Source organism: Micromonospora sp. PLK6-60 (genome assembly GCF_019890675.1).
Classification (GTDB): Bacteria; Actinomycetota; Actinomycetes; order Mycobacteriales; family Micromonosporaceae; genus Micromonospora.
Genome location: NZ_JAIOAA010000002.1, coordinates 536,512 through 562,910, shown reverse-complemented (window position 1 = coordinate 562,910; position 26,399 = coordinate 536,512). Strand labels below are relative to the sequence as shown.

The following is a 26,399-nucleotide window of genomic DNA, read 5'->3' as shown; positions in this document are numbered from 1 at the left end:
GCGTGTTCTCCCTGGTCACCACGAGACGGACGGCCGGCGGTGATTCGTTTACGTCATCAAGTTGGTAGGACGCGAACAAGGCCCACCCGGCTCGGCCGGAGACGCCCGCCCGATGCCCCGCGCTCACGGGCCGCGACGAACCGGCGGCTGACAAACTGTCCTCGTGACCGACAAGGCGGGCGGGATTCGCGGCGAGTCAGTTCATCCGGGAAAGTACGCTCGCGTTGAACGGGAGCGGCGGTTTCTCCTGGCCGAACCACCGCCACCGTCAGCAGTGACGAAGATCCGGAAGATCACCGACCGGTATCTCACGGGAACCCGCCTGCGGCTACGACGCGCCGACCGGCCGGACGGCGGCTGCGAACTCAAACTGACCCAGAAGGTGCCGATCGCTCGGCCGGGCGCCGTTCAGGGACTGATCACGAACACGTACCTGTCGCCGGCCGAGTACGACCTCCTCACCCGGCTGCCGGCGGCCGTGCTGACCAAGACGCGCTTCAGCGTGCCTCCGCTCGGCGTCGACGTCTTCGACGGCCCGCTGCGGGGCCTGGTCCTCGCCGAGGCCGAGTTCACCACCGACGAGGAAGCGCAGCGTTTTGTGCCTCCTGCGGGCTGCGTGGCAGAAGTGACTGACGACGTCCGTTTCACCGGAGGCCACCTCGTGCACACGGATCGGCGGCAACTGCTCCCGTGGCTGGCCGAGTACGGGCTCCGGCGCACCTGACGCAATGCCGCCACGACGGGGCGCGGGACGGACCGGATGGGGGGCGATCGTCCGTTGCCGCCGGCCCGGCCCGGCGCGGGGCGCAGAATCGCCCCATGGCCGAGACGGTGTCCTGGAAGCCGGAACGACGACGGGCGGTCGCCGCGAGCCTGCTGCTGCTGGCCGCGTATTTCCTGGTGCCGGTGGAGCCCGATCCGAACGGGCTGCGGCTGGTCCTGCGTTCGCTCGTCACGCTGGCGGTGGTCGTAGTCGTCGCGGTGCTGGTCACCGGCCAGGTGCGCCAGCAGATCGCCGCCGTTCGACAGGGCAAGGCGGCCGAGCTGCGCTCGCTGATCCGGCTGGCGGTCCTGCTGGTCGCCGGGCTGCTCGCGTTCGCCCTCGCCGACTACGTGGTGGCGCGCAGCCGGCCGGAGCAGTTCGTCGGCCTGGAGACCCGGGTGGACGCCCTCTACTTCGCGTTGGCCACCCTCACCACCGTCGGCTACGGCGACGTGCACGCGCAGGGGCAGATCGCCCGGGTGGTGGTCTGCGCGCAGATGCTGTTCAGCATCGGGGTGATCACCTCCGGGGCGTCCATCCTGGTCAAACAGCTGATGAGCCGGCCACGGCGCTGATCATCACGTCACCGCCGAGGCGGCCGTGCTCCGGTTCGCGCCGGGCCGCGCCGGTGTCGAGCAGGTCGTGCAGCGCCCGGGTGGTGTCGGCCACCCGGTAGACGGTCGAGGTCAGCGTGTACCGGCGCAGCTCGGTGACCGTACGCGGGCCGGAGCGGTCCAGCTCGGCGAGGAGCTCCCGGCGCAGCGGTCCGGGCTCGGGGTGCAGCGCCACATCCACCGGCCGGCCGGCCGGGTCGGCGGGGTCGCGGTAGCGGACGCCGGCGAACTCGTCGACCTCCCAGAGCGCGTCCTTGAACGCCTCGAGGCTCTTGTCCAGGCCGGTGGCGTAGCCCACCAGCCAGCTCGGCGAGCCGTCGGCGGGGACCAGCTCGACCTCGGCGACCAGCGGGAAGCCGGCGGCGGTCAGGGCCGGGCGCGGGGCGGCCGGGGCGGGCGCGGCGAGCAGCAGCTCGGCCGGGCGGCCGGTCGACACGGCGGCCAGCACGGCCGGGTCGGGGGCGGCGCCGTGCACCACGGCCAGTAGCGGCGCGCCCGCCGCGCCGGCCGCCTTCAGCGCCACCGGTAGCCGGCTCGGGTCGCCGGGCACCACGTGCACCGCGACGTCGCCGGGCAGGGTGGCCTCGACCGGGCCGAGCCGGGCCGGCAGCCGCTCGTCGCCCGCGGCCAGCACCAGCACGGTCAGCCGCCGCCCGCGTAGCCGGTCGGCGAACTCCCCCACCACCCGCAGGGCGTCCGGCGCGTTGCCGGCATCCCCCGCGTACGCGAGGGCGAGGGTGGCCCGCCGGGAGCGGCGCAGCGCCCCGGGCAGCCAGGCGTCGAGCTGTCGGACGAGCAGCTCGTGGAGCACGGCGTCGATCGGCATCCTGCCGTTCTACCGCACCGGCGGTCAGGCCGGCACGGAGATGCCCACCCCGCCGCGGGTCTGACCGCCGTAGCGCTGCCGCTCGCGGTCCAGGTCGAGCCGGCCGATGCGCTTGCGGGCGGCCAGCGCGGCGTCGTCGAGCAGGTCGGCCGGGACGATCCAGACGATCTCGAACTCCAGGCCGTCCGGGTCCTGCCCGTACAGGCTCTTGGTGGTGCCGTGGTCGGAGGTGCCGACCAGCGCGCCGGCCGCGGCGAGCCGCTCGGCGGTGGCCGCCAGCTCGTCGAGGGTGTCCAGCTCCCAGGCCAGGTGGTAGAGCCCGACGGTGGACCGGCCGGCGGCCGAACGGCCCGCCCCGGCGCCGATCTCGAACAGGCCGAGGTCGTGGTCGTTGGTGGAGTCGGGCGCCTGGAGGAAGGCGGCGCCGCGGAAACCGTCCGGGGTCATCGGCACCCGGCGGAAGCCGAGCACGTCCCGGTAGAAGGCGACGCTGCGCTCCAGGTCGCTGACGTAGAGGACGGCGTGGTTGAGGCGGTGGATTCCCATGCCCCCACGGTAGCGCGGTTTAGTTGAATGCTCAACTAAACCGGCTATGCTGTCGGTCATGACCCGCTGGCTGGACCCCGACGAGCAGCAGACCTGGCGGGCCTTCCTGACCGCCTCCCGGGCCCTGATGGAGACCCTGGACCGCGAGCTGCAACGGGACGCCGGCATGCCGCACGCGTACTACGAGATCCTGGTGCGGCTCTCCGAGGCGCCCCAGCGGACGCTGCGGATGAGCGAGCTGGCCGACGCCGCCGGCTCCTCGCGCAGCCGGCTGTCGCACGCGGCGACGCGGCTGGAGGCCAGCGGCTGGATCCGGCGCGAGGACTGCCCGACCGACCGGCGCGGCCAGCTCGCCGTCCTCACCGACGAGGGCTTCGCCGCGCTGCGCGCCGCCGCGCCCGGCCACGTGGCGGGCGTCCGCCGGCACCTGTTCGACCAGCTCAGCCCGGCCCAGGTGGACCAGTTGCGGCGAATCAGCGAGGCCCTCGCCGATCACCTGACCGGTTCTTGACCAAACCGGGCGGGCCCAGGGGTTGTACATACCGTCGTCGGCTGAGCACGATGGGGCGTGCCCTCCCGCCTCGGTGAACTGACCCTCCAGGCCCACCAGTTGGTGGCCGACGGCGACCTGGCCGGCGCTCGGCAGTTGCTCTCCGACGCGCTGGCCGACGCCGACCCCCGCCCGGCCAACGCCAGCGAGGAGTTGGCGGAGGCGACCGGGTTACAGGCCAAGGTGCTGATCGCCCTCGGCGAGGCGCACTCGGCCCGGGGCTGGGCCGCGTTCACCCACGCCGCCGCCACCCGGCTCTACGGGCGCTCCGACGAGCGCAGCATCACCGCCGCGGCCACCCTCGCCGCCGTGCTGCACCGGGTCGGCAGCGACGCCCGCGCGGCGCGGCTCTATTCCGACGTGATCCTGGAGCTCACCGCCCGGGACGGCCCGGAGTCGCCCCGGGTGCTCGCCGCGCACGCCGATCTGGCCACCGTGGAATACGCGCGCGGCCAGTGCGCGCTGGCCCGGGACCGGCTGCTGGACGCCTGGGAGCTGCACCGCGAGGTCTACGGCGACGAGCATCCCAGCGGCATCAAGATGCTCGCCCGGCTCGGCCGGATGCAGCGCGACTGCGGCCGGCTCGCCGAGGCGCGGCAGAGCTTCGCGCTGGCCGAGGAGCTGGCCCGGCAGCACCTGGGCCCGGACGACCCGCTCACCGCCCAGGTGGCGGCGTTGTCCCGGGCGCCGGCCGACCCGATCCACGTCTGCGCCGACGACGTCCCGCCCGCGCCGCCGGAGGGCCCGGTGGTCCCGGCCGCCCGGGTGCCGCCGGCGGCCGAGGGGCCGCCCGCGCCCGACCCGCTCGCCCACCACCCGAGGGAACCGGACCCGTTCGCACCCGACCCGGCGGGCCACACCGCCCCGACCGGGCATGCGGCGCCGCCCGACCCCTTCGGGTACGCACCCGACCCCCCCGCCGAACCGTTCGGATACGCGCCCGAGCCAGCTGGTTACGGGCCCGACCCGGCGTCCGGCCCGTTCGGACACCCGCGCGAGGCGACGCGCGAACCGTTCGGCTACCGGCCCGAGTCACCGGCCGAGCCGTTCGGACCCGAGCGCGATCCATCGCCCGAGCCGTTCGGGTACGACCCCGGGTCGACGACCGACCCGTTCGGCCCTGCGTCCGAGCCACCGCCCGATCGGTTCGGACACCGGCCCGGGTCGCCGTCCGAGTCCTTCGGACCGGAGCCTGACCCGTCGCCGGGGCCCTTCGGACCCACGGCGGCAGCCTGGTCGGACGGCTCGGCGTACCCGCCGGCGGCCACGCCGCACCCCAGCGTGCCGACCCCGCGTACGCCGCCCGACACCGACCCGGTCGACCCGTTCGACGACGGCTGGTGGCCGCCGGACGAGCTCGCCGACCCGGACGCCGGGCGAACGACGCGGCCGTCCCCGGAGCCGCACCGCGCGGGCGACCCGGCCGACCCGCCCGGGGTGCGCACGGTCCGCCCCTACGGCGAGTACGAGCAGCCGTCGAGCCTGCTGCCGGTGCTGGTCCCCCGGCCACCCGAACCGCCGCCGCCGGCGCGCAACCGGATGCTGCCGCTGGTGGTCGGCGGGGTGGTCGTGGTGCTGCTGGGCGCCGTGGCGGTGATCGCCGGGGTCTCCCGGTTCGCCGCGTCCGGCGACACCCCGCCACCGTCGCAGCGGACCTCCCCGGCCGCCCCGTCGGCGGCGCCCACCGCCACGCCCCGGCCCGCCGCCTCGCCCGGCAGCCCGCCGACCGGGGTGACCCTGCGCGACCAGCGGGACAACATCGTCCTGGACTGGACGTACCCGGCCGGTGGCGAGGGACCGGTGGTGATCTCCGCCGCCCGCGCCGGGCAGCAGCCGAACATCATCGAGCGGCTGCCGGCGGGGACGGACAACTTCATCGTCTACAACCTGGACCGGGCCAACGACTTCTGCTTCACCGTGGCGGTGGTCTGGTCGACGGACACCGTGGCCACCGCCCGTCCCGTCTGCACCAGCCGCCGCTGACCCCGGCGGAGGGTGCGGGCGGGGTGGGCGTGACGTAGGCCCGGTTCGGTGGCCCGGAGGCCCGGCGGAGAGGTATCTTTTCCCGTTCGGGAAACAAAAAAGAACGGCCAAAGGCCGTTCGTCGCAATGATTCTAGCCAATGAGGAGACGGCTTGTCAAGGCAGTCCGGCGCTTCCGGGGACCACGCCGACGCGGACGAGATCGGCCGCGAGCAGGAATACGTCTCGATGCTCTACGACCGGCTGGACGGGCTGCGCCAGCAGGCCGCCGACCGGCTCACCACGGAGCTGCGCGCCACCGGCGGCACCCAGCAGGCCCGCTCCCAGCGGGACTCGGCCGTGGGGATGTACGCTGACCAGGTCGAGCAGTACTCCGCGGTCGAGAACGGCCTGTGCTTCGGCCGGCTCGACGACGCCGACGGCGCCCGGCACTACATCGGCCGGATCGGGATCTTCGACAACGCGGGCGACTACGACCCGCTGCTGATGGACTGGCGGGCCCCCGCCGCCCGGGCGTTCTACCTCGCCACCGCCGCCAACCCGCAGGGCGTACGGCGACGGCGGCACCTGCGGACCCGGGAGCGGAAGGTCACCGGGCTCAACGACGAGGTGCTGGACATCGCCGCCGCCTCCCCCACCGCCCACGAGGAGCTGACCGGCGAGGCGTCGCTGCTGGCCGCGCTCAACGCCGGGCGGACCGGGCGGATGCGCGACATCGTCGAGACCATCCAGGCCGAACAGGACGAGATCATCCGGGCCGACCTGCCCGGCGTGATGGTGGTGCAGGGCGGCCCGGGCACCGGCAAGACGGCGGTGGCGCTGCACCGGGCGGCGTACCTGCTCTACACCCACCGGCGGGAGCTCTCCACCCGGGGCGTGCTGCTGGTCGGCCCGAACGCCACCTTCCTGCGCTACATCTCCCAGGTGCTGCCGGCGCTGGCCGAGACCGGCGTGCTGCTGCGTACCCAGGCCGACCTGTTCCCCGGCGTGCACGCCCGGCGTACCGAATCCGCCGAGGCCGCGGCGCTCAAGGGCCGCGCAGTGCTGGCCGACGTGCTCGCCGCGGCCGTCCGGGACCGGCAGTGGGTGCCGACCGAACCGATGGAGATCGAGCTGCCGCAGCACGAGATCCTGCGCCTCGACCCGGAAACCGTGCGGGCGGCCCGGGAGAGGGCCCGCCGCTCCGGCCGGCCGCACAACCTGGCCCGGGCGCTGTTCGACGTGGAGATCGTGCACGCCCTCGCCGACCAGGTCGCCGAGCGGATCGGCGCCGACCCGCTCGGCGGGGAAAACCTGCTGGAGGAGGCCGACCGCGCGGAGATCCGCCGGGAGCTGCGCGACGACCCGGAGGTCCGGGCCGCGCTCGACGAGCTGTGGCCGGTGCTGACCCCGCAGCGGCTGCTCGCCGACCTCTACGCCTCCACCGACCGGCTCGCCACCGCCGCGCCGATGCTCACCGACGCCGAACGGGCCCTGCTGCACCGCGCGCCCGGCGGCTGGACGCCGGCCGACGTGCCGCTGCTCGACGAGGCCGCCGAGCTGCTCGGCGAGGACGACCGCGCCGCAGCGGCCCGCCGGGAGCGGATCCGCGCGATGGAACGCGAGTACGCCGAGGGCGTGCTGGAGATCTGGCGGGGTTCCCGCTCCATCGACGTGGAGGACGAGGCGGAGGGCGGCGAGATCCTCGGCGTCACCGACCTGATCGACGCCGACCGGCTCTCCGAGCGGCAGGAGGAGTCCGACCGGCTGACCACCGCCCAGCGGGCCGCCGCCGACCGGAGCTGGGCGTTCGGCCACGTCATCGTCGACGAGGCGCAGGAGCTGTCGCCGATGGCCTGGCGGCTGCTGATGCGCCGCTGCCCCAGCCGGTCGATGACCATCGTCGGGGACGTCGCGCAGACCGGGGCGCTCAGCGGCACCGCCTCCTGGGCGGAGGCGCTGGAGCCGTACGTGGCGCAGCGCTGGCGGCTGACGGAGCTGACCGTCAGCTACCGCACCCCGGCGGAGGTGATGGCGGTCGCCGCCGAGGTGCTCGCCGACATCGACCCGGAGCTACGCCCGCCCCGCTCGGTACGCGCCAGCGGCGTACCCCCGTGGGACCGGACGGTCGACGGCGGGCGACTGGCCGCGGAGCTGGTCGAGGCGACCGCCCGGGAGGCCGCCGGGCTGGCCGACGGCCGGCTCGGCGTCATCGTGCCCGCCGGCCGGGTCGACGAGCTGGGCGCGGCGGTGCTGGCCGCGCTGCCCGAGGCGGCCGTCGGCGAGCAGCCGGAGCTGGCGAACCGGGTGGTGGTGCTCACCGTCGCGCAGGCCAAGGGGCTGGAGTTCGACAGCGTGCTGATCGCCGACCCGGACGGCATCGTGGCCGAGTCGCCGCGCGGGCGCAGCGACCTGTACGTCGCGCTCACCCGCGCCACCCAGCGCCTCGGCCTCCTCCGCCCCGCGTGAAAGGAGGGGCCCCTTATTAACAGACGTCTGTTAATAAGGGGCCCCTCCTTTCACCTACTCGTTGGTGAAGTTGCCGACCTGGCTGGCCGAGGCGGACTGGTCGCTTGTCGCCCCGCCGGCCGGGGTGCTCAGGCCGCCGGTGGTGGCGTCGCCGGTGGTGGTCGGGGCGACCACGCCGGGGTGCCGCTCCGGCTGACGGGCCAACCGGCGCACGCTCGCCGGGCCGGCCGTGCCACCCGTCGTGGTCACCGCGCCCTGCCCCCGGGTCGGGCCGCCGTCGCGCAGCACCGCCGGGTCGATCGGCACGTCGGCCGGGTCGCCCGGATCCTCGTCCTGGATCACCCGCGTCACGTCGGTACGCGGCACGGTCACCTCGTCGAGCGCGCCCTCGCCGTAGACACCGGCGGTCAGCCGCTCCTCGGCGTGCCGGGCCGACTCGCGCATCCTGTCGTCGTCACGCATGTCCTCATCACCTCACAGACGCTGGCGGTAACCCCCTGCCTGCCCGCTCACGGGCCGGCCAAACGGCCCCACCGGCAGGCGTCCACCCCGGTTCACCCGCCGGCCGTCCACCGGCCGCCTCGGCGCCGCCCCGGCCACCCATGCTGACCGGCGGGTTGGCGGGAACCGCCCGCCCCCGAAGGGGAGACAGCGTGCACCTCACACGCCGTACCGCCGTCGTCGCCCTGGTCGCGGCGACGGTGACCAGCGGTCTCGCCGTACCGGCGCAGGCCCGACCGGCGCGGGACTTCGACCTCCAGGCCCACCGTGGCGGCCTGGGCCTGCGGGTCGAGAGCACCCTCGCCTCGTTCGGCAACGCCCTCCAACTGGGGGTGAGCACCCTCGAACTGGACGTGCAGATCACCGCCGACGGGCAGGCGGTGGTCACCCACGACCGCCGGATCAGCGCCGCCAAGTGCACCGACACGGCCCCGGTGACCCCGGGCGACCCGCAGTTCCCGTACGTGGGCAGATACGTCAACACGCTCACCCTGGCCCAGGTGCGCACCCTCGACTGCGGAGCGAAGACCCTGCCGGACAAGCCCGGTCAGCTCGCCGTGCCCGGTGCCCGGATGCCGCTGCTGCGCGAGGTCTTCGACCTGGTGCGGCGGTACCGCGCCGACGACGTGAAACTGAACGTGGAGACCAAGGTGGAGGCCGGCGCGCCGGCCGAGACCGCGCCGCGGGAGCAGTTCGTCCAGGTGACCGCCCGGGAGATCCGGGCCGCCGGGCTGCTCCGGCAGGTGACGATCCAGAGCTTCGACTGGGGCGCGCTGATGCGGATGCGCGCGGTCGAGCCGCGGCTGCCGCTGGTGGCGCTCACCAACTACGACTTCCTCCAGGTCGGTCAGCCCGGCGCCTCGCCCTGGCTGGGCGGGCTGGACATCGACGACTTCGGCGGCGACCCGATCGCCGCGATCCGCAGCTTCGGCGCGTCCGCCTTCTCCCCGGTGCACGGCTTCCCGCAGGACGGCCGGGTGACCGACCCGGGCTACCGACCGTACGTGACGAAGGAGCTGGTGGCGCACGCCCACCGCAACGGGATCAAGGTGATCCCGTGGACGGTCGACGACGTGCCCACCATGGCCAAGCTGATCGACGACGGGGTGGACGGCATCATCACCGACTACCCGGACCGGCTGCGCGGGTTGCTCGCCGCGCGCGGCTTCCGGCTGCCCCGGGCGTACGCGTCGCCGTTCGACATCCAGGCGCACCGCGGCGGCCGGGCCACCCGGCCGGAGAACACCCTGCCCGCCTTCGCCCACGCGCTGACCGACCCGGCGATCTCCACCCTGGAGCTGGACACCGGGGTCACCGAGGACGGGCACCTGGTGGTGCTGCACGACCGGGCCGTCAACGGCTCGCACTGCGTCGACACCGCCCCGGTGCGCCGCGGCGACCCCGAGTTCCCGTACGTCGGCAAGCTGGTGCACGAGCTGACGCTGGCCCAGCTGCGCACCGTCGACTGCGGTACGAAGACGCTGCCCGAGTTCCCGCGGCAGGTGGCCGTCCCGGGCGCCCGGATCCCGACCCTGAACGAGGTCTTCGCCCTGGTACGCGCCAGCGGCCGGGACGACGTGCGGCTCAACATCGAGACGAAGATCAGCCCGCTGGTGGCCGACACCGAGCCGTACCCGAGCTTCACCCGCAAGCTGGTCGGCGCGATCGAGCGGGCCGGCTTCACCCGGCGGGCCACCATCCAGTCCTTCGACTGGCGCACCATCCGCTACGCGCACCAGCTGAACCCGCGCATCGAGACCGTCGCCCTGGTCTGGCAGTACGGCCCGGCCGAGTGCGCGAGCCTCGCCGACGAGTGCTCGCTGCGGGCCGACTACGACGACCCGTCGGTGCGCAGCCCGTGGACCGCCGGGCTGGACTGGTGGCGGCACCGGGACCTGGGCAAGCTGGTCCGGGCCAGCGGGGCGAGCACCGTGTCGGCGAACTGGCAGGTGCACGACCCGGCGCAGGGCACGGTCGACTCGGCGGACTGGTACCTGCGGCAGAACCCGGCATACTTCCACGGACCGGACGTACGCGCCCTCCAGGACCGGTACCGGCTGACCGTGGTGCCGTACACCGTGAACGACCCGGCGGTGATGCAGCGGGTCATCGACCTCGGCGTCGACGGCCTGATCACCGACGATCCGGAGCTGCTGGTGACGGTCGCCGTGCGCAACGGCCTGCGCTGAGCGGGGCCCGGCGGGGGTGCGCCGATTCGTCGGCGACCCGGTGTTACCTCCGCCGGGGCCCCGGGTAGACCCGGGGTGCCCCCGCCACAGAACGCGAACCGTGCCGTGGCCGATACGCGGTAGCGGGGCGAGGGAATGCAGGTACTCATCAAATCCGAGGAGGACCAGATGAGCACGCAGGCTGCGTCCACCAGGCCGATGAACCGGCCGATGCAGGAGTCCAACCGCGCGGCGATGCGCGAGGCGCCCACCCAGCCGATGGCCCCGATGGGCGACGGCTACCGGGACCGGATGCCGGCACCCGGCACCGAGACCAAGCCGTCCCTCGCGACCACCGAGTTCTGGGTGTACGCCGCCGCCGTGGCGGTCGTGGTGATCGCCGCGTTCTGGAAGGGCACCACGGCCAACGGCCTGAACATCAACAACCCGAACCAGGCCTGGTGGTTCCTGACCGTGCTTACCGGCGCCTACCTGGTGAGCCGGGGGCTGTCGAAGGCCGGCAGCAACTGGCGCAGCGGCCGGGAGCGCAGCGGCCGGCACTGACGCCGGCAGGTAGCGCCACACACGACGGCGGTGGTTCCCGGGGTACGTCCCCGGAGACCACCGCCGTCGCCGTTCGCGCCTACTCCTCGAAGCCGCCGAAGTCGTCGCCGCCCTCGTCGCCGCCGTCGAACGCGTCACCGATCATGTCGCCGACCACCATGCCGCCGACCGCGCCGAGCGCCGCCCCGGCGACCACGCCGCCCATGCCCGGGCCGCGACGGCCGTGCCCGCCGTGGCCGTGCTGCGGGCCGTAGCCGTGCTGCGGGCCGTAGCCGTGCTGCGGGGCGCCGTAACCCGGCTGCGGGCCGTAGCCGCCGAACTGGGCGCGCATGCTGCCGTAGCGGGACGTCGTCTCCCGCAGCCAGCCGTCCACCAGCTGCGCGAAGTCGACCCGGTCGGCGTCGGCGTGCGCCACGCTGTACCGCCCGAACACGTCGTGCCCGGCGCTGAGGAACCCGCCGCGCTTGTCGCACTCGAGGATGACCTCGACGCCGTGCGGGTTGGTGACGAAGGTCAGCTCCACCTCGGTGATGGCCTGCGCGTACTGCGGCGCGGCGTAGAACTCGATCTCCTGGTAGAAGGGGAGCGTCTGCTGCACCCCGCGGATGTGGCCGCGCTCCAGGTCGGCGTTCTTGAACCGGAAGCCGAGCCGCTGGAACGCCTCCAGGATCCGCTCGTGCACCGGCAGCGGGTGCACCGCCACATGGTCCAGGTCGCCCTTGTCGACCGCCCGGGCGATGGACAGCTCCGTGCGCAGGCCCATGGTCATGCCGTGCAGCCGCTGGCCGTACACGTCGGTGATCGGCGTCTCCCACGGCACCGGGAGCTGGAACGGGATGGACAGCTGCTGCTTCGGGGCGAGCTGGAGCGGGCCGCCGACCGGCATCCGGTGGAACTCCATGGTGCCGGCGTACTCGTGGTCGCCGCTCTCCACCTCGACCCGGGTGACCAGCCCGACGCTGATCCGCTCGATGGCGGCCGGGGCATCGCCACCGATGATGTTGACCTGGCCGTCGAGGGTGAGGCCGGGCCGGGTGTTCGGGTTGGTCAGGACCGTGTCGACGCTCGGACCCCCGACGCCGAACGCGCTCAACATCTTCTTGAAGACCATCGGAACTCCCCGGACGCATCGGCGTGCTCCACCATGGAGCACGGACGGTTACGGAGGGCACCCTAACCGTTAGGGCTGTGAAGTGGCTGTGAGCGGCGCGCCGGGCAGCCCGGTACGGTCGCGGCCATGAGCGGTGAACCGTCGGTGCGGGTGGCGCTGCGGGTCGCTGACGTGCGCGCGGCCACGGCGTTGTACCAGAGCTTCGGCTTCGTCCCGGTGGGCACGGTGCCCGGTGCCGACGGCGATCCCGTGATGGCGATCCTCCGCAGGGGTCCATTGCAATTGCTGGTCGACGCGCTGGTGGGCATCCCGTTCCCGGACAGCGCGCGGGAACGTCGGACGCAGGCCGGCCCACGCCGGCTCCCCGTGGGGAGAAAGGTACGTCGAGTTCGAGGACCCGTACGGCTACGCGTGGAAGTTCTTCCGACTGACCGACTCCCCGGACGACGGCCTACACGCCGCCCAGGAGGCGTGGTTCGGGTAGTCGCCTTCGCCCTCTCCTGCTTCGCCTCGCCTGCTTCGAGTCAATCTTGGACACTTACTGTTCGGAGCTAACGACAACTGTCCAAGATCTACGCGTACATGGCGTCGAACTCGCCGGCCTTTACTCCGCCGATGAAGGCCGTCCATCCATCAGCGGGGTAGATGATCGTCGCGGCGTCGCGCGCCTTGCTGTCTCGGACCGCCACCCGACCGGAGCCGTCGAGGACGGGCCCTGCCTCCACGCAGTTTCCGCCGTTGTCGGGGCTCCTGGTGCTGATGTGCCAAGCAACGTCAGGCAGGGACTCGCTCATGACAGCTCCGCTGCGAGTGCTGCGATCACCTTCGCCGACTCGCTTACGCTGAGTGCGGCCTCCCGGAGCCGATCGTACGCGCGGACGTACCGCTGGGCCTTGTCCGATTCCATGAACAGCCGCCCGCCGAGCGTCTCGGTGTGTGCCACGCGGACGAGAACGCCCGGATCAAGCGGGCACTGCGCGACTGGCAGAGCGCCCAGACCCACCGGCGCCAGCCATGAGCCCGGCGGCAGCATCGGATCCGGGCGCGGTCTTCGGTCCGCTGCCCCGGACCGCCGTCGAGGTCTTCACCGGCACCGAGGACCCGCCGCCTCGGCACGTCATCCACCTGCCGATCGCGGTCGCCGACCTGGGTGAGGCGGTCCGGTTCGCGTACACGCTGGCCCGTTCGCTGGCGTCGCTCCCGGGGGTCGAGGCCGCCGGCACGGCCGTCTCCGCCGAGGACGTCCAGCACGTACGCCATTGGGTGTTCTGCGACCAGATCATGCCAGGCCGTCGGCGCTGCGCCCGGCGGGCCGGCCACGGCGAGCCGTGCGAGCCCGGCGACTAGTCGTGGGCTGCCTCGCCGAGGAAGTCGGTGATCAGGGCGGCGAGCTCCGCCGGGCGTTCGGCGACCATCGCGTGGCTGGCGCCGGTCAGCTGCCGTACCCGCAGGTGCGGGTTGCGCACCGTGGCGAGGCGTTCGAGGGTGGCGCGGCGGTAGGCGGCGTACACCTCGTGGAACGGTTCCTGCTCGGGCAGGTCCTCGGTGGCGAGGACGAGCAGCAGGGGGCACCGGGTGTCCCGGTAGGCGGGCATCAGGTCGAGCGAGTCCATCGCCGCCCGCAACTGCCCGGTCAGCTCCGGGCCGGGACGTAGCCGGCTGCGGCCGTCGTCGACCGGCACGAGGTTACGTGCGAAGGCCGCCACCGACTCCGCCGGATCGGCACCGTACCGTTCGGCCATCGCCCGCTGCCCGGCCAGCGCCGCGGTCACCTGCTCGGCGGTGAGCGGCTCGGCCAGCATCGCGGCCATCCCGTCGAAGACGGCCCGCAGCTTCGCGAGGTCCGTCGCCGCCCGGTCCGGGTCCATGCCGGCGACCTGCTCCGGGCGGCTCAGCGGTGGATTACCGTCCAGGCTGACCGCGCCGGGGCACTCCGGGTGGCGCTGCGCCCAGAGCGCGGCCAGCATCCCACCGAGCGAGTGGCCGACCACCGCGGGGTGGTCGAGACCGAGGCCGTCGGCGACGGCGGCCAGGTCGTCCAGCACCTCGTCCCATTGCCACGGGCCGTCACCGGAGCGCCCGTGGCCACGCAGGTCGACGGCGACCACCCGGTGCGCCGGCCGTAACCGTTCGACCAGCGCCGTCAGCTGGGAGAGGTTGCCACCCGCGCCGTGCAGCAGCAGCACCGGGCGGCCGGCTCCGCCGAGGTCGCGGTAGGCGATCGGCACCCGGCCGGAGGTGACGAGGGGGTCAGACACGTCGGGTTCCTTCCTGGACCAGTCGGTCGCGGACGGCGGCGGAGCGCACGCCACCCTCGGGGTGGCGGGCGAGCTTGCCGCGGGAGGCCAGGTCGTGGACGCCCTGGCGGGTGATGCCGAGCATGGCGCCGGCCACCGCGTACGACACCGATTCGGCGGTGGGGTGGCCCACCCGCCGCGCGACGACCTGGCCGAGGGGGGTCCGCCACCACTCGACCGGCGGGTTGAACGGGCCGTCACCGGGATAGAGCGTCGAGATCGCCCGGACGATCACGGCGTACGCCGCCTGGTCGTCGCCGCTGAGCATCGTGGTCGCCCAGGTGCGTGCCCGCTCGTGGACGACGGTACGCAGCGAGTCGACCGCGTGGTGGCCGTCGACCAGGATCTCCAGCGGGTCGAGCAGCCGAATGTCGATCAATCTGATGAGCTGCCCGGCAAGTTCTTCGTCAACCGGTGACACGTCGCCCCCATTCGCTTGACACCTATCGTCAAGTACTTGACAGATGATGTCAAGTCAAAATTTTCTCGGCCGGATGTCGAGAACCGGTGTGCCGGCTTCTACCCGAGGGTGCAAGCACCGAGAATCGGTGCTCGGACGTGAGGAGCCAACCGTGAAGTACATGCTGCTGATGCAGTTCAGCGCCGCCGGGACCGACTTCCCGCCGATCGACACCTGGACGCCGGAGGAGCTCCGGGCGCACATCGGCTTCATGGACGAGGTCAACGCCAAGCTCCTCGCCGACGGCGAACTCGTGCAGGCCGAGGGGCTGGGCGGCCCGCAGCAGGCCCGGATCGTCCGCGCCGGCGAGGGCGGCGCGCCGGTGGTCACCGAGGGGCCGTTCGCCGAGACCAAGGAGTTCCTGGCCGGCTGGTGGATCGTCGACTGCGAGACCCCGCAGCGGGCGGTCGAGATCGCCGCGCACATCTCCACCGCCCCGGGGCCGGGCGGCCGGCCGCTGAACATGCCGGTCGAGGTGCACCCGGTGATGTCCGCCCCACCGCAGGAGATGTGACCTGGCCGCAACCAACCACGTCGTCGACGACCTGCTGCGCGAGCTGGCGCCGCAGGTCATCGGCGTGCTCACCCGCCGGTTCGGTGACTTCGCCACCGCCGAGGACGCGGTGCAGGAGGCGCTGCTGGCGGCGGCCACCCAGTGGCCGGCCGAGGGACTGCCGGACAACCCGCGCGGCTGGCTGATCCAGGTCGCGTACCGGCGGATGATCGAGCTGGTCCGGGCCGAGACGGCCCGGCGGGACCGGGAGGAACGCGCGGCCCGGCGCGAGCCCGGCGACCGGCGGACCGCGCCGGCGGCCGACGAACCGCCCGCCGACCGGGACGACACGCTGACGTTGCTCTTCCTCTGCTGCCACCCGTCGTTGACCACCCCGTCGGCGATCGCGTTGACCCTGCGCGCGGTCGGTGGGCTGAGCACCGCCGAGATCGCCCGGGCGTTCCTGGTCCCCGAGGCCACCATGGCGCAGCGGATCAGCCGGGCCAAGCAGCGCATCCGCGACTCGGGGCTGCCCTTCCAACTGCCCGAGCCGGCCGACCGGCAGGCCCGGCTCGCCGCCGTGCTGCACGTGCTCTACCTGGTCTTCACCGAGGGCCACACCGCGAGCCTCGGCGCCGGCCTGCGCCGGGTGGACCTCGCCGAGGAGGCGATCCGGTTGGCCCGCCAGATGCGCCGGCTGCTGCCCGACGACAGCGAGGTGGCCGGGCTGCTCGCCCTGATGCTGCTCACCGACGCCCGCGCCGACGCCCGTACCGGCCCGGCCGGGGAGCTGATCCCACTGGCCGAGCAGGACCGTTCCCGCTGGGACCGGGCCGCGGTCGCCGAGGGGACGGCGCTGGTCACCGCCGCGATGGCCCGGGGGCCGGTGGGGCCGTACCAGCTCCAGGCGGCCGTCGCCGCGCTGCACGACGAGGCACCGAGCGCGGCCGCCACCGACTGGCCGCAGATCCTCGCGCTGTACGGGGTGTTGGAGCGGCTGACCGGCAGCCCGGTGGTGGCGCTCAACCGGGCGGTGGCAACGGCCATGGTGCACGGCCCGGCCGCCGGACTGGACGCGCTCGCCGCCCCGGCCGCCGACCCCCGGCTGGCCGGCTCCCACCGGCTCGACGCGGCCCGCGCCCACCTGCACGAGATGGCCGGCGACCGCGACGCCGCGCTGCGGCACTACCGCGCCGCCGCCGCCCGGACCACCAGCCGCCCCGAGCAGGAGTATCTGCTGATGCGCGCCGCCCGCCTGGCCGCCACCCCACCCCCGGTCGGGCCCCCGCCCGGTTGATCATGGGGTTTGCTTCACCCGCCGTGCGGAGCCTGACGCTAACCCCTTGATCAACCGGGTGAGGGCGGGAGGGAGGCGGGGGCTACGGGCGGGGGGTGGGGGTGGCGCGGAGGGCCAGGGCGACCGTGGTGAGGAGGGCTGCGCCGCAGCCCACGCCGGAGATCAGGCCGATCGTGGGGGCGGTGGCGCCCAGGGCGTAGGCGAGGAAGCCGGCCAGGCCGAGCGCGGTCATCACGCCGCCGAGCCAGTGGTAGCGCGGCATCCGCCAGATGTGGGCCAGGCCGAAAAAGTGCACGCCCACCACGACCGCCACCCAGGCGACCGCCACGGCGGGCCGGTGCAGCACGCCGTTGATCACGGCCAGGCCACCGAAGAGGGCGACCGCCTCCAGCGCCACCACGAGCCAGTAGCGGCGGTCCATGAAGCCGGCAGCCTCCGCCGCCGGGCCGGCGGGTGGGGCCTGCCGGGCCACCCGGACCAGCCAGACCAGCAGCAGGGCGGCCACCAGCAGGCCGGCCACCCGCAGCACCAGCGGCCAGGGCGCGGCCAGGCCGCCGCTGTTGACCAGGATGAACACGGTCCCGAACGAGATGGCCACGAGCGAGCCGACCACCAGCCCCGACGGTCGTCCCCTGGTCCCCGGCGCGGTCATCGCGTCCCCTCCCGACGGTCGTGCGCCGGGCCGGTCGGCGCGACGCGCGGCAGATCGTACGGGGGCGGCGGGTGGCCGGGCCGCACGGGCCCGGCCACCCGCGCCGGTCAGCTCGCGGTGCAGGCGACCGCGGGTACGGCGTTGCTGCCGTTCCAGCTGGCGATGAAGCCGAAGCTGGTGCTGGCGCCGGCGCCGAGCCGACCGTTGTAGTCCACGTTGCGGGCGGTGTACGTCGACCCACTGTTGCTGACCGTGGCGTTCCACGACTGGCTGACGGTCTGGCCGTTGGCGAACGTCCACCTCGCCGACCAGCCGTTGATGCCGGCCGACCCGGCGGTCACCTTCACCTCGCCCTGGAAGCCGCCCTGCCACGAGTTGACGATGGTGTAGCTGGCCGTGCAGCCCCCGCCCGGCGGCGGGTTCGTCGGGCTCGGGCTCGTGGTCGGGCTGGTGGTCGGGGTCGGGCTGGTGGTGGGGCTGGTGGTCGGGCTGGGCGAGGTGCCGGCGTAGACCGAGGCCTCCCGGGCGGTGGCCTTGATGCCGTTGGCGCCGTTGAAGATCCGCTGGCCCCAGCTGGTCAGCTGGTTCGGGTCGAAGTTGGTGGCCATGTCCAGGTATTCGACGCCGCCGCCGTTGCCGCTCCACGACCAGCCGAGGTAGCCGATCCCGTTGGCCTGGCTGTAGGCCATGATGGCGTCCTCGTCGGGGTTGCCGTCGGAGTGGTTGAAGCCGAACTCACCGACCACGATGGGCAGCCCGGCGGTGCGGAACCGGCCCAGGTAGTCGCTGACCTTCGCGGCGGTGTCGAAGACGCCGTACATGTGGATCGAGAAGACGGTGTTGCGCTGCGGGTCGGCGTTGAACACCGTGCCGGCGTTGTCGCGCATGGTGAAGGACCAGTCCTGTCCCCAGTTCGGGGCGTCGACCATGATGGTGTGGGTGAGGCCGCCGGTGCGCAGCCGCTTGATCGCGTTCGCCGTGTCGGTGGCCCAGCTGCCGTAGCCCTGGTTGCCGTACGGCTCGTTGCCGATGTTGACGATCACGTACTTCTCCTGGCCCTTGAGCACGTCGGCGATGCTCAGCCAGTAGTCGGTGGCCTTGGCCAGCGTGGTGGCGGCGCCGTCCTCGCCGTAGCCGGTGGTGTCGTGCACCTCCAGCACGCAGATCAGCTTGTTGGCCTTGCACAGCGAGATCACGTTCGCCACGTCGGCGGCGCTGTTCTTCGTCCAGCGGTCGCCGCTGGCCAGCACCACCCGGACGGTGTTCGCGCCGAGCCGCTTGATGTTGGCGAACGAGGTGGTCTGCTGCGGATACCAGGTGTGCGCGTGGTTGACCCCACGCATCACGAACTCGGTGCCGTTGGCGTCGTAGAGCCGACCGCCCGCGACGGTGAAGCCGTTGGCGGCTTGCGCCGGCTGCCCGAAGGCGAACACGGCGGCGAGGACCGTCAGCAGGGCGACGCCCGCGACGGAGAGGGTCTTCTTCATGGCCTTCCTCAGGGAGGTCTCCCCCGTGCCCAGGTGGGGGTGCGGTGGTGGTGACAGCGGAAGGCGGCTGCAGCCCGACAGCCGCCGCCCGGCTCCCGGCGGCGCACGCATCAGCGTAGGCACCGGAATCGATGAAAGCAACCGGTTAAGTAGCTGGCCCGGCTCTGCGGTGGCCCGTGCTGCCACGGACCACCGCAGAGGCGGTCATCCCCACCACAGGATGCGCACTACCGGAGTCTGAACCGGTTAAGGCGGACCCTAGGCAGTGGGACGCCGCGCGTCAAGACGGCAGGCAGGGGTGCGATTTGCCCGCTGAGCCGGTGATGCCGGGATCCCTGGTGGGCGCGTCCGGCAATCAACCGGGCAACACGCGACGATCCGGAACCCCGAGGATGGACCGGTTGCTCCGACGGACAGGACGGTGGCCGATGTTGCGGACGATCTGGGCCCAGCTGCGGCACTCGCGTGGCCGGACCGCCGGCGTGCTGGCCGCCGTGCTGCTGGCCACCACCGGCTTCGTCGTGCTCAGCGGTGCCGCCACCACCTCCCGGCTGGTCGCCAGCGGCACGGTCGACGACCGGTTCCGGCCGCCGTACGACATCCTGGTCCGCCCGGCCGGCCGGCCGGGCGGGGACCTGCTCCAGGCCGACCAGGTCGTCGATCCGGGCGGCGGGATCAGCCTCGCGCAGTGGGACCGGATTCGCGCGGTGCCGGGCGTCGAGGTGGCCGCCCCGCTCGCCGTCCTCGGTGTCACCGACGTGACGCCCCGGGTGCGGGTGGACGTCACCGCGCTGGTGGACCGCACCGCGCAACAGCAACTGATCAAGGTTGCCCCGCTGGTCCGCGCCGACCGGGGGCTCACCCGGTTGGCCGCGGCGCCGCTCTACGTCTATGTCTCGCGGCGACCGCTGGTGCCACTCGCCGAGCTGGGCGAGCGTCTCGTCTACGCCGACGGGACCCGGGTCGATCCCACCCGGTCCGGGCTGGAGTGTCCCGGCAGCGGCGGTGCCGGCCCGTTGGAGGTGTCACCCGGCGGCACCCGCCGGCAGATCTGCCCGACCGTGGTCGGCAGCAACGACCCCGACCTGCGGCGCACCCACGTCAGCCCGGTGCGGGCCTTCCAACTCATGCCGGACGGCACGTTCCGGGCCGCCTCGATCATCACCCTGGGCCAGCCGGTGAGCGACATACCGCGTACCCCGCGGCTGGAGGTGGACCTGCCGGTGGTGGTGCCGATGACGCTCGCGGCAATCGACCCGGTGGCGGAGGACGAACTGCTGGGCCTGGCCGGCACGGTCCGCGCCGGCCGGCACCTGCGCCCGGCGGAGCCGCCGCCGGGCAGCCGCCGCCTGCCCGTGCTGGCCGCCACCGAGCCCGGCATCGACCAGCAGATCGAGGTGGGCACGGCGCGGCTGGCCGACGGGTACGCCGACGCGGTGACCGCCGACACCCGCGCGGCCTGGCAACGGCTGGACCGGGCCGCCGGGACGACACCGCACACCACCCGGTACGACCTCGCGCAGCGCTACCGGGACACGGTCGACGCGGCGCTGGCCGCGCCGGGGACGCCCCTGTCGGCGGTCTCGTCCGTGCTGCGGCCCGGCCCACCGGGGCCGGCGGAGGAGCCCGACGCCGACCACCGGCTGGCGCCGGCCGCTCCGGGCCCCCCGCCGTCCCTGACCGAGCAGAGCGTCGACACCTGGTCCTACCGTTCCTGGTTCTTCGGCCGGACGGTGCGGCGGGACGCCACGCCGTTGCCCCAGCCCCGGCTCGATGACGAGTGGACCCTCGAACCGGTGGGCCGGTTCGACCCGGCCGCCGTGGGCGCCGACGACGCGCATGCCGGGCTGGCGAACTACCGGCAGGCGGCGCCCGTCGGCGCGGACGCCCGCTCCCGCGACCTGCTCGGCGGCCGGGGGTTGCTGCCGAACGACGACCCGCTGGGCTATCCCGGCCGGGCGCCGACGCTGCTGACCTCGCTGACCGCCGCACGGCCGTTGCTGGCGGCCGACCCCGGGCTGGCGCGGGCGCCGCTGGGTGCGGTCCGGGTCCGGGTGGCCGGGATCGACCGGTTCGACGCGGTGGCCCGCGAGCGGGTGCGGATGGTCGCCGACGAGATCGTCCGGCGTACCGGCCTGGACGTACGGATCCTGCTCGGCTCGTCGGCGGTGCCGGCGACCGTCCAACTCCCCGCCGCCGCCGACGGACGGCCCGGGTTGGCGGTGACGGAGCTGTGGACGAAGCAGGGCGTGGCCACGCAGATCGTGGCGGCGATGGATCGCAAGAACCTCTTCCTGCTCGGGTTGCTGCTGGTGGTCTGCGGCTTCCTGGTCGCCAACGCGGTGTCGACCGCCGTCCGGGGCCGGTCCCGGGAGCTGGCGGTGCTGGCCTGCGTCGGCTGGCCGGCGTGGCGGCTCGCCGCGCTCGTGCTCGCCGAGTCGGCGACGGTCGGGCTGCTCGCCGGGCTGACCGGCGCGGCCCTGGCGATCCCGGTCGCCGGGCTCGCCGGGGTGCGGATCTCCGCCGGCACCGCGCTGCTGTGCGTGCCGGTCGGTGTGCTGCTGACCGCCGTGGCGAGCGTCGCCCCCGCGGTACGCGCCGCCCGGACCCGGGCGGCGGCGGTGCTGCATCCGGCGGTGGTGCCGGCCCGCCGGGCGACGACCAGCCGCACGGTGCTGGGCCTGGCCCTGACCAACCTGGCCCGGGTGCCGGCGCGCACCGCCGCCGGGGTGGGCAGCCTGGCCGTCGGGGTGGCCTCGGTGACGCTGGTCGCCGCCGGGGTCTGGGCCTTCCAGGACGGGATGGTCGGCTCGCTGCTCGGCCGCGCGGTGTCCGTCCAGGTACGCGGGCTCGATCTCGTCGCCGCGGCCGGGGTGCTGCTGTTCGGGCTGCTCGGCACCGTCGACGTGATGTACCTGAACGTCCGGGAGCGGGCCGCCGAGTTCGCCACGCTGCGGGCGATCGGCTGGCCGGAGGGCGCGCTGGGTCGGCTGGTGCTCTACGAGGCCGCCGGCATCGGGCTGCTCGGCGCCGCCGCCGGCGCGCTGACCGGCGCCGGTGCCGCCGCCCTGTTGGTCGGGCGGCTCGACGGGCGGGTCGCGGCGGTGGCCTGCGGCGCGGGCGCGGCCGCGCTGCTGCTCGCCACCCTCGCCGGCCTGGCCCCCGCCGTGCTGCTGCGGCGGCTGCCCACCGCCCGCCTGCTCACCGAGGAGTGATCGTCAGCGGCCACCGTGGCCGGACGGACTCCAGGGTTGATCGACGCGCGACGGGGTATCCGGTGACGATCCGCCCGGAAGGAGAGCACGATGGTCAACTTCGGATACACCCTGATGTGCGAGCAGGCCGGGCCGAAGGAACTGGTCGACTACGCGGTACGCGCCGAGGCGGCCGGCTTCGACCACCTGGTGATGTCCGACCACTACTACCCCTGGCTGGAGTCCCAGGGCCACTCCCCGTACGCCTGGTCGGTGCTCGGCGCGGTCGCGCACGCCACCAACCGGGCCGAGCTGCTCTCCTTCGTGACCTGCCCGATCCGCCGTTACCACCCGGCGGTGGTGGCGCAGAAGGCGAGCACCGTCGGGCTGCTCTCGGACGGTCGGTTCACCCTCGGGCTGGGCGCCGGCGAGAACCTCAACGAGCACGTGGTCGGCGGCTGGCCGCACGTGCAGCAGCGGCACGAGATGTTCGAGGAGGCCCTGCAGATCATCCGGCCATTGCTCAACGGCGAGACGCTCACCTTCTCCGGCAACCACTTCGACGTGCCCGACGCGTACCTCTGGGACCGTCCGGAGCGGCCGGTGCCGATGGCGGTGGCCGCCTCCGGCCGGCAGTCGGCCACCCTGGCCGCCGACTACGGCGACGCGCTGATCGCCACCGACCCGCTGCCGCACCTGGTGGAGATGTACGAGGAGGCCGGTGGGGCGGGCCGTCCCCGCTACGGGCAGGTGGCCATCTGCTACGGGCCGGACGAGGCGGAGTGCCGCAAGATCGCGCACGACCAGTTCCGCTGGTTCGGGATGGGCTGGAAGGTCAACGCCGACCTGCCCGACCCGGAAGCCTTCGCCGCCGCCACCCAGTTCGTCCGGGAGGACGACGTGGCCGACGGCGTCCCCTGCGGCCCGGACGTGGACCGGCACGTGGCAGCGGTCAAGAAGTTCGTCGACGCCGGCTTCACCCACGTGGCGGTCGTCCAGGTCGGCGGGGACACCCAGCCGATGTTCCTGGACTGGGCGCAGGAGCAGCTGCTCCCCCGGCTGCGCGAGCTGTGACCCCGACGAGGTGACATCGATGCGCATCGGCAACACGGAGATCCGGCCGCTCGGCGGTGGCCTCGGCTGCCTGCTGATGATCCTCTTCTCGATCCTCGCCTCGGTCGTGCTGACCGTGCTGCTGAACCTGGTTCTGTAGAAGCCGGCCCGCCGCCGTGCCGACGGCAACAGAATGAGGCCGTGAACCTGCTGACCGTCCTGCCGCTGGCCTTCGTGATGGTCGCCGGCCCGCAGCTGATCAGCGCGATCTTCCTGGCCGCGAGCAGGGACCCGCGCCGCAGCTCGGTCGCGTACCTGATCGGCGCGGCGCTGGGCACCCTGGTCGCCGTCACCGTCTGGTACGTGGTGTTCCGCGCGGTGCGGCACGGGGCCGCCAACGGGACCAGGGACAGCGGCAGCCGGCACCTCATCGACTGGATCGTGCTGGCCCTGCTGATCGTGCTGATGGTGATCGTCTTCCTGAGGCGCAAGCGCACCCAGCCGCCGTCGTGGATGGTCAAACTGGAGGATCCCCGCCCGGCCTTCGCGTTCGGCCTCGGGGCGCTGCTCTTCTTCGCCATGCCCAGCGACGAGGTCACCATGGCCAGCGTGGCGGGCAGCCTCGCCGGGCACGACAAGCCGTGGCCGCACCTGCTGCCGTTCGTGGTGCTGACCATGCTGCTGCTGGCGCTGCCGCTGCTGGCGCTGCTGGTGTTCGGCGACCGGGCCACCCGGGCGCTGCCGCGGCTGCGCGACTGGGCGAACGCCAACTCCTGGATCGTCAACGAGCTCGTCATCGTGATCTTCGTGCTGATCGTCGGGTCGGACCTGGCGTAGCGGTCACCCATCTCACTCAGGGTGACGTGCCGGGAGCCTGGCACCCTCACGAGCGTGATACCTCAGAGTCATTTTTATACCTCAGAGGTATCAACGCGAAAGACCACCCGGCCGGTCCCGCGCGGCACGCCCGGGCAGCGCGGCACGCCCGGGCAGCGCGGCACGCCCGGGCAGCGCGGCACGCCGGACGGCGGCTCGTCAGGCCGGGTCGAGCGCCAGCTCCACCAGCAGCGGATAGTGGTCGGAGGCGTGGTCGGTCTCGTCGTCGCGCAACACCCGGCAGTCGCGGGCGACCCCGGCGACGGCCGCGCTGCCCAGCAGGTAGTCCAGGCGCATCCCGGAGAACTCGGCCCCGCCGTGCCGGGTTGGCACGGTCAGCCCGTCGGCCGCCGGGGCACCGCCGGCCGCCCAGAGGTCGACCAGGCCGGCGGCGAGCAGCCGGGCCACCGCGCGGGTGTCGACCGTACGACGGTCGCGGCGCAGGTGCCGGCGCCGGTAGTGCTCCGGCAGGCGGGCCAACCGTTCGGTGTGGTCCACCGCCGGCTCCAGCGTGTTCAGGTCACCGGCCAGCAGGGCCAGCGGGCCGGCCCGGCGGACCGCGGCGGCCAGCCAGTCCGCCTCGGCACGCCGGGCGCCACCGGCGTACGGATTGAGGTGGGTGCTGAACACGGTAAGCGGCCCGGCGTCGGTGGCCACCGTGACTCGGGCGGCGGCGTGGTGGAACGGCCGGCGCACCCGGCCGGCGTGCAGCACCCGCAGCGGCGGGCGGACCAGCACCGCGACGGGCTGCCCGAACCAGGAGCGGGCCAGGTGGGGGCGCAGCCCCAGCCGGCCCGCGACCTCGGCCAGCAGGCCGCCCCGGTCGAAGTCGCGCAACTCCTGCAGGGCGAGCACGTCCGGGCGGGCGGCGGCGACGACCCGGACCACCCGGTCGAGGCGGTCGGCGCCGCCCCGGTCCCGGCCACCGGTCCGGATGTTCCAGGTCATCACCCGCAGCACGGGTCAGTCCGGCCGGGCGGCCTTGGCCAGCTCGTCGTCGAGGGTGTGCACGTCCTCCGACTCGATGCTCGGCTGGTTGCCCTCGTAGACGTCGGCGTTCGGCCGGACCACCCAGTAGAGCAGCCCCAGCCAGAGCGCGCTGAGCAGGATCGCGCCCATGAAGTCAGTCGGGTGGTGCATGCCCCGGTACATCCGGGAGACGGCCACGCCCACCGGCATGATCACCGCCATCGCCACAAAGAGCCACCGCCACCAGCGGTCGGTCCGGGGGAAGACGATGATCGCCATCGCCGTCCAGAGGCAGATGGTGGCCGCGATGTGCCCGGACGGGAACGACGAGGTGGGCATCTGCCCGTCCAGGTTGTCCACCGGCGGGCGCGGCCGGTCCACCACCCGGGCCGAGGCGAGGAAGAGGCTCAGCTCACCGAACATCGCCAGCACCACGAAGAGCACCGGCCGCCAGCGCCGCCAGATCGCCAGCACCACCGGGCAGAAGACCAGCGAGACCAGCATGATCGCGTGGGTGTCGCCGAACTTGCTCCACCACCAGCTCAGGTTGGTCAGCGCGTCGGTGTGCCGCTCGGCGAACCAGCGCGGCACCTCGGTGTCCAGGGTGTCGAAGAAGGTGCCCCCGGCGTGGTAGCTGACCAGCATGCCGAAGCCGTAGAGCGCGCCGAAGACCAGCACCCAGCCGACCACCAGCTCGGCGACGGCGGAGCGCGGGTGCGCCAGCACGCGCTCCTCGTCGGGGGCCGGGCTGATCTCGTGCCCGGCCTCCGGCTCCAGGCCCTCGGTGATCGGCGGCACCGGCCGGCCGCGCTCGCGCCGCCACAGCCGGAAGGCGTACGCGGAGACGGCGAGCCAGAACGCGCCGAGCAGCCAGCCGGCGAGCACGTCGGAGACGAAGTGCACGCCGAGCGCGATGCGGGTCAGCCCGATCAGGAACACCACCAGACCCACCAGCGCGATGGCCGGCTTGCGCCAGCGCGGCGCCATCGCGGGCAGGAAGACCAGCAGCAGCGCCCCGTACGCGACGAACGAGCCGAGCGCGTGCCCGGACGGGAAGCTGTTGCCGGCGTAGCCGGACAGCGGCACGTCCACCACCGGGCGCAGCCGGCCCACCAGGGTCTTCAGCGACGGGTCGAGGATCAGCCCGCCGACCCCGGTGATGATCAGATAGACCGCGAGCCGGGGCTGCCGGCGGATCAGCAGGCCGACCACGGCGATGGTGATCAGCCAGATCATCACCGGCCGCCCGCCCAGGTCGGTGATCGCCTGGAGCACGGTGACCAGGGCGCCGTGCGGCGCGACGAGGCCGTTGAACCACTCCGCGATCCCGTGGTCCACGTCGTAGAGCGGGCCCCACTTGACCCGGACCAGCATCAGCAGCAGGCCGAAGCCCACCCCGGCGGCGGCGATGCCGACCAGCCCGGCGACGCTGCGCCCGGCGAAATGCTCGAGCGGTCGCCGCCCGGACTCCTTGACCGCGGTCACGCCGCACCTCCTGTAGTGCCACAACCTGGCGAGCCGCGAGGTACCCCGTTCGCGCTCCGCGTA

The 26,399-nt window shown here is 73.6% G+C and carries 24 protein-coding genes and 1 pseudogene; 13 read left to right on the top strand and 12 right to left on the bottom strand.

What is annotated here, in order from left to right; genetic code table 11:
- Positions 1 to 163: 163 nt before the first annotated feature.
- On the top strand, positions 164 to 724 hold the full coding sequence (locus K7640_RS05575) for a hypothetical protein (protein WP_222953586.1): 561 nt from the start codon (positions 164 to 166) through the stop codon (positions 722 to 724).
- 95 nt (positions 725 to 819) lie between these two features.
- On the top strand, positions 820 to 1,338 hold the full coding sequence (locus K7640_RS05570) for a potassium channel family protein (protein ID WP_222953585.1): 519 nt from the start codon (positions 820 to 822) through the stop codon (positions 1,336 to 1,338).
- On the opposite strand, the gene K7640_RS05565 is transcribed toward K7640_RS05570, so the two are convergent.
- Positions 1,307 to 2,203, bottom strand: coding sequence for a hypothetical protein (locus K7640_RS05565; RefSeq protein WP_222953584.1), 897 nt, complete (start codon positions 2,201 to 2,203; stop codon positions 1,307 to 1,309). The two genes, K7640_RS05570 and K7640_RS05565, sit on opposite strands and share 32 nt — an antisense overlap.
- A 24-nt stretch (positions 2,204 to 2,227) precedes the next feature.
- Positions 2,228 to 2,749 carry a VOC family protein gene (locus K7640_RS05560; protein ID WP_222953583.1) on the bottom strand — a complete coding sequence of 174 codons (522 nt, stop codon included), beginning with the start codon at positions 2,747 to 2,749 and terminating at the stop codon, positions 2,228 to 2,230.
- Positions 2,750 to 2,795: 46 nt separating this feature from the next.
- On the opposite strand from K7640_RS05560, the gene K7640_RS05555 reads away from it, so the two are divergent.
- The 3 genes from K7640_RS05555 (at position 2,796) to K7640_RS05545 (ending at position 7,729) form a co-directional block, all read left to right on the top strand.
- On the top strand, positions 2,796 to 3,260 hold the full coding sequence (locus K7640_RS05555; protein WP_222953582.1) for a MarR family winged helix-turn-helix transcriptional regulator: 465 nt from the start codon (positions 2,796 to 2,798) through the stop codon (positions 3,258 to 3,260).
- Between the two features lie 57 nt (positions 3,261 to 3,317).
- Entirely contained in the window at positions 3,318 to 5,282 is a 1,965-nt protein-coding gene (locus tag K7640_RS05550; protein WP_222953581.1) for a tetratricopeptide repeat protein, read from the top strand.
- Between the two features lie 227 nt (positions 5,283 to 5,509).
- Positions 5,510 to 7,729: an AAA family ATPase gene (locus K7640_RS05545; RefSeq protein WP_222953743.1), complete on the top strand. Its 2,220-nt coding sequence runs from the start codon at positions 5,510 to 5,512 to the stop codon at positions 7,727 to 7,729.
- A gap of 54 nt (positions 7,730 to 7,783) precedes the next feature.
- On the opposite strand, the gene K7640_RS05540 is transcribed toward K7640_RS05545, so the two are convergent.
- A complete protein-coding gene (locus K7640_RS05540; protein ID WP_222953580.1) occupies positions 7,784 to 8,191 on the bottom strand; it encodes a hypothetical protein in 408 nt (135 codons plus the stop codon).
- A 191-nt stretch (positions 8,192 to 8,382) separates the two neighbouring features.
- Between K7640_RS05540 and K7640_RS05535 the strand changes: the two genes are divergently transcribed.
- Together K7640_RS05535 and K7640_RS05530 are read left to right on the top strand one after the other, a co-directional pair.
- The gene (locus K7640_RS05535; protein ID WP_308042461.1) at positions 8,383 to 10,419 is read left to right on the top strand and encodes a glycerophosphodiester phosphodiesterase family protein; all 2,037 of its coding nucleotides are present in this window, start codon (positions 8,383 to 8,385) and stop codon (positions 10,417 to 10,419) included.
- 258 nt (positions 10,420 to 10,677) lie between these two features.
- Positions 10,678 to 10,962, top strand: a complete 285-nt coding sequence (locus tag K7640_RS05530; RefSeq protein ID WP_222953742.1) for a hypothetical protein — start codon at positions 10,678 to 10,680, stop codon at positions 10,960 to 10,962.
- A gap of 79 nt (positions 10,963 to 11,041) precedes the next feature.
- Here the strand turns inward: K7640_RS05530 and K7640_RS05525 are convergent, their stop codons facing one another.
- The 3 genes and pseudogenes from K7640_RS05525 to K7640_RS05515 form a co-directional block, all read right to left on the bottom strand.
- Positions 11,042 to 12,073, bottom strand: a complete 1,032-nt coding sequence (locus K7640_RS05525) for a sporulation protein (RefSeq protein ID WP_222953578.1) — start codon at positions 12,071 to 12,073, stop codon at positions 11,042 to 11,044.
- Positions 12,074 to 12,645: 572 nt separating this feature from the next.
- On the bottom strand, positions 12,646 to 12,867 hold the full coding sequence (locus K7640_RS05520; RefSeq protein ID WP_222953577.1) for a DUF397 domain-containing protein: 222 nt from the start codon (positions 12,865 to 12,867) through the stop codon (positions 12,646 to 12,648).
- Positions 12,864 to 13,016 (bottom strand): annotated as a pseudogene (locus K7640_RS05515) (Scr1 family TA system antitoxin-like transcriptional regulator); the annotation flags it as partial. The pseudogene K7640_RS05515 and the gene K7640_RS05520, both read right to left, overlap by 4 nt.
- Before the next feature lie 71 nt (positions 13,017 to 13,087).
- On the opposite strand from K7640_RS05515, the gene K7640_RS05510 reads away from it, so the two are divergent.
- Positions 13,088 to 13,420: a hypothetical protein gene (locus K7640_RS05510; RefSeq protein WP_374198056.1), complete on the top strand. Its 333-nt coding sequence runs from the start codon at positions 13,088 to 13,090 to the stop codon at positions 13,418 to 13,420.
- On the opposite strand, the gene K7640_RS05505 is transcribed toward K7640_RS05510, so the two are convergent.
- Together K7640_RS05505 and K7640_RS05500 are read right to left on the bottom strand one after the other, a co-directional pair.
- On the bottom strand, positions 13,417 to 14,331 hold the full coding sequence (locus K7640_RS05505) for an alpha/beta fold hydrolase (protein WP_222953576.1): 915 nt from the start codon (positions 14,329 to 14,331) through the stop codon (positions 13,417 to 13,419). The genes K7640_RS05510 and K7640_RS05505 overlap by 4 nt on opposite strands.
- A complete protein-coding gene (locus K7640_RS05500; protein WP_255608074.1) occupies positions 14,324 to 14,749 on the bottom strand; it encodes a hypothetical protein in 426 nt (141 codons plus the stop codon). The genes K7640_RS05505 and K7640_RS05500 overlap by 8 nt, the downstream gene beginning before the upstream one ends.
- Before the next feature lie 202 nt (positions 14,750 to 14,951).
- On the opposite strand from K7640_RS05500, the gene K7640_RS05495 reads away from it, so the two are divergent.
- Both K7640_RS05495 and K7640_RS05490 read left to right on the top strand, forming a co-directional pair.
- Positions 14,952 to 15,344 (top strand): YciI family protein, encoded by a 393-nt coding sequence (locus tag K7640_RS05495; protein ID WP_222953740.1) that lies wholly within the window; start codon positions 14,952 to 14,954, stop codon positions 15,342 to 15,344.
- A 1-nt stretch (position 15,345) separates the two neighbouring features.
- Complete coding sequence (locus tag K7640_RS05490; RefSeq protein WP_222953739.1) at positions 15,346 to 16,620, top strand: RNA polymerase sigma factor; 1,275 nt, start codon at positions 15,346 to 15,348, stop codon at positions 16,618 to 16,620.
- An 82-nt stretch (positions 16,621 to 16,702) separates the two neighbouring features.
- Here K7640_RS05490 and K7640_RS05485 read toward each other — a convergent pair whose 3' ends face one another.
- Entirely contained in the window at positions 16,703 to 17,272 is a 570-nt protein-coding gene (locus tag K7640_RS05485) for a hypothetical protein (RefSeq protein ID WP_222953574.1), read from the bottom strand.
- Positions 17,273 to 17,379: 107 nt separating this feature from the next.
- Positions 17,380 to 18,759, bottom strand: coding sequence for a cellulase family glycosylhydrolase (locus tag K7640_RS05480; RefSeq protein WP_222953573.1), 1,380 nt, complete (start codon positions 18,757 to 18,759; stop codon positions 17,380 to 17,382).
- A 428-nt stretch (positions 18,760 to 19,187) separates the two neighbouring features.
- Between K7640_RS05480 and K7640_RS05475 the strand changes: the two genes are divergently transcribed.
- The 3 genes from K7640_RS05475 to K7640_RS05465 all read left to right on the top strand — a co-directional run bounded on the left by K7640_RS05475 (position 19,188) and on the right by K7640_RS05465 (position 23,843).
- Positions 19,188 to 21,974, top strand: a complete 2,787-nt coding sequence (locus K7640_RS05475) for an FtsX-like permease family protein (RefSeq protein ID WP_222953572.1) — start codon at positions 19,188 to 19,190, stop codon at positions 21,972 to 21,974.
- Between the two features lie 90 nt (positions 21,975 to 22,064).
- Positions 22,065 to 23,027 carry a TIGR03557 family F420-dependent LLM class oxidoreductase gene (locus K7640_RS05470; RefSeq protein WP_222953571.1) on the top strand — a complete coding sequence of 321 codons (963 nt, stop codon included), beginning with the start codon at positions 22,065 to 22,067 and terminating at the stop codon, positions 23,025 to 23,027.
- A 180-nt stretch (positions 23,028 to 23,207) separates the two neighbouring features.
- On the top strand, positions 23,208 to 23,843 hold the full coding sequence (locus tag K7640_RS05465; protein ID WP_222953570.1) for a GAP family protein: 636 nt from the start codon (positions 23,208 to 23,210) through the stop codon (positions 23,841 to 23,843).
- Positions 23,844 to 24,041: 198 nt separating this feature from the next.
- On the opposite strand, the gene K7640_RS05460 is transcribed toward K7640_RS05465, so the two are convergent.
- Positions 24,042 to 24,842 carry an endonuclease/exonuclease/phosphatase family protein gene (locus K7640_RS05460; RefSeq protein ID WP_222953569.1) on the bottom strand — a complete coding sequence of 267 codons (801 nt, stop codon included), beginning with the start codon at positions 24,840 to 24,842 and terminating at the stop codon, positions 24,042 to 24,044.
- Between the two features lie 3 nt (positions 24,843 to 24,845).
- The gene (locus K7640_RS05455) at positions 24,846 to 26,336 is read right to left on the bottom strand and encodes a phosphatase PAP2 family protein (RefSeq protein ID WP_222953568.1); all 1,491 of its coding nucleotides are present in this window, start codon (positions 26,334 to 26,336) and stop codon (positions 24,846 to 24,848) included.
- Positions 26,337 to 26,399: the final 63 nt, after the last annotated feature.

Excerpts from the sequence above, each read along its gene's own strand:
- K7640_RS05570 (WP_222953585.1), top strand. The coding sequence starts at position 820 with ATGGCCGAGACGGTGTCCTGGAAGCCGGAACGACGACGGGCGGTCGCC.
- K7640_RS05545 (WP_222953743.1), top strand. The coding sequence starts at position 5,510 with ATGCTCTACGACCGGCTGGACGGGCTGCGCCAGCAGGCCGCCGACCGG.
- K7640_RS05475 (WP_222953572.1), top strand. The coding sequence starts at position 19,188 with ATGTTGCGGACGATCTGGGCCCAGCTGCGGCACTCGCGTGGCCGGACC.
- K7640_RS05530 (WP_222953742.1), top strand. The coding sequence starts at position 10,678 with ATGGCCCCGATGGGCGACGGCTACCGGGACCGGATGCCGGCACCCGGC.
- K7640_RS05470 (WP_222953571.1), top strand. The coding sequence starts at position 22,065 with ATGGTCAACTTCGGATACACCCTGATGTGCGAGCAGGCCGGGCCGAAG.
- K7640_RS05560 (WP_222953583.1), bottom strand. The coding sequence starts at position 2,749 with ATGGGAATCCACCGCCTCAACCACGCCGTCCTCTACGTCAGCGACCTG.
- K7640_RS05565 (WP_222953584.1), bottom strand. The coding sequence starts at position 2,203 with ATGCCGATCGACGCCGTGCTCCACGAGCTGCTCGTCCGACAGCTCGAC.
- K7640_RS05520 (WP_222953577.1), bottom strand. The coding sequence starts at position 12,867 with ATGAGCGAGTCCCTGCCTGACGTTGCTTGGCACATCAGCACCAGGAGC.
- K7640_RS05485 (WP_222953574.1), bottom strand. The coding sequence starts at position 17,272 with ATGACCGCGCCGGGGACCAGGGGACGACCGTCGGGGCTGGTGGTCGGC.
- K7640_RS05540 (WP_222953580.1), bottom strand. The coding sequence starts at position 8,191 with ATGCGTGACGACGACAGGATGCGCGAGTCGGCCCGGCACGCCGAGGAG.
- K7640_RS05555 (WP_222953582.1), top strand. The coding sequence starts at position 2,796 with ATGCTGTCGGTCATGACCCGCTGGCTGGACCCCGACGAGCAGCAGACC.
- K7640_RS05510 (WP_374198056.1), top strand. The coding sequence starts at position 13,088 with ATGAGCCCGGCGGCAGCATCGGATCCGGGCGCGGTCTTCGGTCCGCTG.
- K7640_RS05525 (WP_222953578.1), bottom strand. The coding sequence starts at position 12,073 with ATGGTCTTCAAGAAGATGTTGAGCGCGTTCGGCGTCGGGGGTCCGAGC.
- K7640_RS05495 (WP_222953740.1), top strand. The coding sequence starts at position 14,952 with ATGCTGCTGATGCAGTTCAGCGCCGCCGGGACCGACTTCCCGCCGATC.
- K7640_RS05480 (WP_222953573.1), bottom strand. The coding sequence starts at position 18,759 with ATGAAGAAGACCCTCTCCGTCGCGGGCGTCGCCCTGCTGACGGTCCTC.